6 protein-coding genes are annotated in these 4,530 nt (G+C 66.3%); 3 read left to right on the top strand and 3 right to left on the bottom strand.

Translation table 11 applies throughout. From position 1 onward, the window contains the following. Positions 1-4: 4 nt before the first annotated feature. On the top strand, positions 5-658 hold the full coding sequence (locus ACPYOG_RS18725; protein ID WP_481295651.1) for a sulfatase/phosphatase domain-containing protein: 654 nt from the start codon (positions 5-7) through the stop codon (positions 656-658). 86 nt (positions 659-744) lie between these two features. Here the strand turns inward: ACPYOG_RS18725 and ACPYOG_RS18720 are convergent, their stop codons facing one another. Beyond that, positions 745-1,494, bottom strand: coding sequence for an SDR family NAD(P)-dependent oxidoreductase (locus ACPYOG_RS18720; RefSeq protein WP_481295650.1), 750 nt, complete (start codon positions 1,492-1,494; stop codon positions 745-747). Between the two features lie 84 nt (positions 1,495-1,578). Between ACPYOG_RS18720 and ACPYOG_RS18715 the strand changes: the two genes are divergently transcribed. Next, positions 1,579-2,208, top strand: a complete 630-nt coding sequence (locus tag ACPYOG_RS18715) for a TetR/AcrR family transcriptional regulator (protein WP_481295649.1) — start codon at positions 1,579-1,581, stop codon at positions 2,206-2,208. Positions 2,209-2,276: 68 nt separating this feature from the next. Here ACPYOG_RS18715 and ACPYOG_RS18710 read toward each other — a convergent pair whose 3' ends face one another. Then, complete coding sequence (locus ACPYOG_RS18710; RefSeq protein WP_481295648.1) at positions 2,277-2,897, bottom strand: TetR/AcrR family transcriptional regulator; 621 nt, start codon at positions 2,895-2,897, stop codon at positions 2,277-2,279. Positions 2,898-2,981: 84 nt separating this feature from the next. Here ACPYOG_RS18710 and ACPYOG_RS18705 point away from each other — a divergent pair, with 84 nt between their 5' ends. After that, the gene (locus tag ACPYOG_RS18705) at positions 2,982-3,893 is read left to right on the top strand and encodes an aldo/keto reductase (protein ID WP_481295647.1); all 912 of its coding nucleotides are present in this window, start codon (positions 2,982-2,984) and stop codon (positions 3,891-3,893) included. 230 nt (positions 3,894-4,123) lie between these two features. Here ACPYOG_RS18705 and ACPYOG_RS18700 read toward each other — a convergent pair. Beyond that, a partial coding sequence (locus tag ACPYOG_RS18700) for a hypothetical protein (RefSeq protein ID WP_481295646.1) occupies positions 4,124-4,530 on the bottom strand: 407 nt, incomplete at its 5' end.

Genomic DNA, 4,530 nt, shown 5'->3' with positions numbered 1-4,530 from the left:
GGAGTTGGAGAACACACTCGTGCTCTTCACCAGTGATCACGGCGACATGATGACCGAGCGAGGGATGGTCCAGAAGCGGTGCTTCTATGAGTGGTCGGCACGCGTGCCGCTCATAGCCCGGTTCCCCGACGCCCTGCACGCGGGTACCCGGATCGCGCAGCCGGTGTCGCTGATCGATCTGCTACCGACAGTTCTCGATGTTGTGGGTGTTCCGGAGCCGCGCCGAGCGCACATCAATGGGCGGAGTCTGCTTCCTCTCATCGCCCGAGCAGACTCCGACCACGACTTCGCATCGCCCACCGACACCACCGAGAGTCCCGTGTTCTCCGAATACCACTTGGAGAAGGTGTTCGCCCCGTGTTTCATGGTGCGGCTCGGCCACTTCAAATACATCCTCGTGCACGAGCACGATGAACAACTGTTCGACCTGGACGCCGACCCGGGGGAGCGGACAGACCTGAGCGAGGATCCCGCTGACCAGGAGGTGCGGGACGCGTTACGCGCGCTCGTACTCGATCGTTTCGATCCCGCACGACTTTCAGCCGAGGGGCGGGCGAGTATCGCCCGCCGCGCAGTGGTACGGGATGCGATGCGACACAACGGCACGCATTGGGACTACGAGCCGCGGTTCGAACCGACCACGCAATTCGTTCGGTGAAGGGACCTCTGGGATCGCATCCACTCGGGTGGACTGCCTCGGGGAAGGGTCACTGATACCAGGCGGCTTTCGCCTGAGCCGGCCAGTCAGACAGCGATCCGGCCGCCGTCGACCGGCAGCACTGCTCCATGAACGTGTCGGGCGTCGTCGGACGCGAGGAACACGATCGCGTCGGCGACGTCGTCCGCGCTGCCTGGCCGCCCGGCCGGGGTCGTGGACGCCAACTGGTCGAGCCCCTCTCCCATGCCGGCGCTGCCCTCCGTGCGGGTGGGGCCGGGACTGACGGCGTTGACCCGCACGCCGGAGGGGCCGAACTCGGCGGCCCACGCCTTGGTGAGCAACTGCAGGGCGGCCTTGCTCGAGCCGTAGAGCGCCATGCCCGCCATACCGAAGTTGGCGACCATTGTCGTGACATTGATGATCGCGCCTTCACCCGCCGCGACCATCGCGGGCGCGAGCTCGGCGACGAGGATGAACGGAGCCCTGACATTCACGGCAGTGACCGACTCGAGTTCGTCGTCGGTCACGTGCTGGGTCGGTCCGAACGGGAAGATCCCGGCGTTGTTGACCAGGATGTCAACCCGTCCGCCCGAGATCTCGAGGGCCCGTCGCGCGAGATCACGCACGCCGTCAGTGTCGCGCAGGTTCGCGGCGACGAAGTCCGCCGTTCCGCCGGCACTGCGAATGGCGTCGACAGTGGAACGGCCGCGCTCGGCGTCGCGCCCACTGACGATGACGTGCGCACCGGCCTGGGCGAGTTTCAGGGCCGTTGCGCGGCCGATCCCGCTCGTGGAACCCGTTACGAGAGCCGTGTCGCCGGTGAAGTCGATAGTCATGTTCTTCCTTCGGTTGGAGTGAATCCTCCAATCGTCGCCACGAAAAAATGGAGTGTCAACTGCAAAACTGGTAGCCTCCCCATCATGGCGTTTGCGACTCACACCGACCCACCCGTCCGCGGCTTCACCGCCAAGGGTCAGGCCACTCGCCAGCGGATCGTGGATGCGGCCTCGAAGCTGATCCTCGAGCACGGCGTAGAGAGCGCAACACTGGAAGAGATCCAGAGCGAGGCGCGGGTGAGCGCCTCGCAGCTCTATCACTACTTCACCAACAAGAGTGCGCTGATCCTGGCCGTGATCGACCACCAGACCGAAGCGGTGCTCGGTGTCCACCGCACCGTACTTGCTCGGCTGGACAGCTTCGAAGCGCTTGTCGAATGGCGAGACGTGATCGTAGCGACGCTCGATGCGCAGAACTGCATGGGCGGATGCCCGCTGGGGTCGCTCGTCGGCGGGCTCGCCGAGTCGGATCCGATCGCGCGCGGCGCGCTCGCGGAGTCGTTCGGCGAGTGGGAGGGCCTCCTGCGAAGTGGGCTGATCGCGATGCGCGACCGTGGGGTGCTACGGAACGACATCGACGTAGATGCGCTCGCTCTCAGCATGCTTGCAAGCGTGCAGGGCGGCCTGCTGCTGAGTCAGGCGCGTCGCGACTCGAGCGCCGTACGGGTTGCGGTCGATACAGCCATCGAGTACCTCCGCACACTGAGAACGTGACGATCGAAGCTCCCTCAGAGGGTGTGAGGAGGCTCTGGACACGCATTCCGCTCGTCGCGTCTAACCCGTCACGGCGTGGATGACGCGGCTCGGATGCCGGCGAACAGCAGGTCCAGCATCCTCCCCGCCTGCCCGGCTTGGAGTGAGTCCGTGGCGAGGAAGATGCCGACGAGGCTGGCGGCGACATCCTCGGCTCGCACGTCCTCGCGGAGCGTGCCGGCCCGTGCGCCCGCATCGAGGAAGCGCTGCAGGGTCTCGGTGATGAGGGCGCGGGTGTCGGACGCGCTGATCACCCCTGCCTTCGACAGTGCGCGCAACGACTCGGCCATGCCGCGTTTGCGGCCCACGAAGTCGGCGTATTCGTCCATCCAGAGTCGAAGAGCAGTGGCGGGATCGTGGGTGGCGAGCAGTTCGGCGGCGCGGGCAACGACCAGCGCAAGTCCGTCGCGGTGAACGACCTCGACCAGGGACTCGCGTGTCGGGAAGTGCCGGTAGAGGGTGCCGATCCCGACGCCGGCCCCGCGGGCGATCGCCTCCAGGCTGACCGGCTCGGCTCCTGAGGAGAACGCGGCACGTGCCGCCTCGAGGATCAGCTCCCGGTTTCGCTGGGCGTCTGCGCGGACGCGAGGTGCGACTCGCTCCGGGGCACCGGCGACCGTCGGCTTGGCGATGGGATGCTCGGAAACCATAAGCGGAGGTGCCTCCGTTAATGCTATCGTTCGGGTTGCGGAGGAGCCTCCGCTACGTTCCAGTATCTCAGAGGAGCACCGCACATGTCAGAAACAACCACTGTCCGGCCCGGCGGCGAAGCGCTCCTGGCCGGTCGTCCGATCGCGCGCATCGGGTACGGGACGATGCAGTTGGGCGAGCTGCCGGTGCACGCCGGCGCGGAGCCCGACGAGGCGGTCGCCCTTCTGCGTCACGCCGTCGAACGCGGCGTCAACCACTTCGACACGGCGCAGTTCTATGGCTCGGGCTTCGCGAACGAGATGCTGCACCGAGCGCTCGCGCCTTTCCGCGACGACATCGTGCTGGTGAGCAAAGTGGGCGCGAAGACCAGCCCGGAAGGCACGGGATTGGTGCCGGCGCAGAAGCCGCACGAGCTGCGCGAAGAGGTCGACGCCAACCTCGCCGGCCTCGGAGTGGACCGGCTGGGAGCCGTGAACCTTCGGCGCACCGGCGGGGGAGTCGGACTGCAGTCGGTCGGCGACCAAGTGGTCGATCTCGACGATCAGCTCGCCGAAATGATCGCCCTGCGCGATGAGGGAAAAATCGGCGCGATCGGCCTGAGCAACGTGACTCTCGAGCAGCTGCAACAGGCGCTGCCCGCGGGCATCGTCACCGTGCAGAACTCGTACAGCATGCTGGATCGCTCCGACGAACCGCTGCTCGAACTCGCTGAGCGCGAGGGCATCACCTGGGCACCGTTCTTCCCGCTCGGCTCGGCCTTCCCCGGATTCCCCAAAGTCACCGAAGCGCCCGAGGTCCAGGATGCCGCCCGGGCCTTCGGCGTCACGCCCGCCCAGATCGGACTCGCCTGGCTGCTGCAGCACTCGCCGCAAATGCTCCTCATCGCGGGCACCCGCAACCTTGCCCACCTCAGGGAGAACATCGACACCGGCCGCATCGCACTGGACGCAGCGACCGTCGCAACACTGGACGCGCTCGCCGGCGACCGGCGCTGACCGTGCCGCAATAGACGAACCTTCTGCGGACGAGATGAACTGCTCGGGTCGGTGGCGATGGCCGCCCGCATGAGCGCGACGCACGCAGCCATGAGCTGCGCGACATTCGCGTCGGCGGCGAAACGGAAGGACACGATGTGTCCAGGATATGTCTCCGGATGTCCCCAAGCCCGAGCCCGAGCCCGAGACCGAGACCGTCTGCCTGAATTCCGGTCTTGTATCCTGCTCCGTCAGAGTCCGTCGATCGTCCCATCAATGGTGACAGGCCCCGGCGCGGGCTGATTCATGTAAGTGTGGGGCGGCGACCAGGTCACGATGAGGTTCCGTCGGCCGGCGTGTTTCGGGCCGACCGTGACAGCGTCTACCCGGTCGGCGTTGCCGGTGGACAGCAGGTACTCGGTGATCTGCAAGCAGATGAGTGGGCGGAGTGCGCCTTCGACGACACTGGCTGTCCTCAGTGGGCCGAGGAGATCGGTTACCGGTGGCCCGGTGTACTTGGGACTGGTCTTTGTCCCGAACAGGCTGTCCTGGAGGGCTGCCGCTGCGAGATCGTCGGCACTGTAGGTGTGGTGTCCGTCGCTAAGGCTTGTGCGCATCGATATACCGGATCGCTGAGACTGGTTAGGGACACGCACGT

This window comes from Leifsonia sp. HAY1-4F, assembly GCF_056755275.1.
Note: the sequence above shows the minus strand (reverse complement) of the source record. Positions and strands in the feature narration are given on the sequence as shown.

Coding starts and splice junctions, on each gene's coding strand:
- ACPYOG_RS18710 (WP_481295648.1), bottom strand. CDS start 2,897: ATGGTTTCCGAGCATCCCATCGCCAAGCCGACGGTCGCCGGTGCCCCG.
- ACPYOG_RS18705 (WP_481295647.1), top strand. CDS start 2,982: ATGTCAGAAACAACCACTGTCCGGCCCGGCGGCGAAGCGCTCCTGGCC.
- ACPYOG_RS18715 (WP_481295649.1), top strand. CDS start 1,579: ATGGCGTTTGCGACTCACACCGACCCACCCGTCCGCGGCTTCACCGCC.
- ACPYOG_RS18720 (WP_481295650.1), bottom strand. CDS start 1,494: ATGACTATCGACTTCACCGGCGACACGGCTCTCGTAACGGGTTCCACG.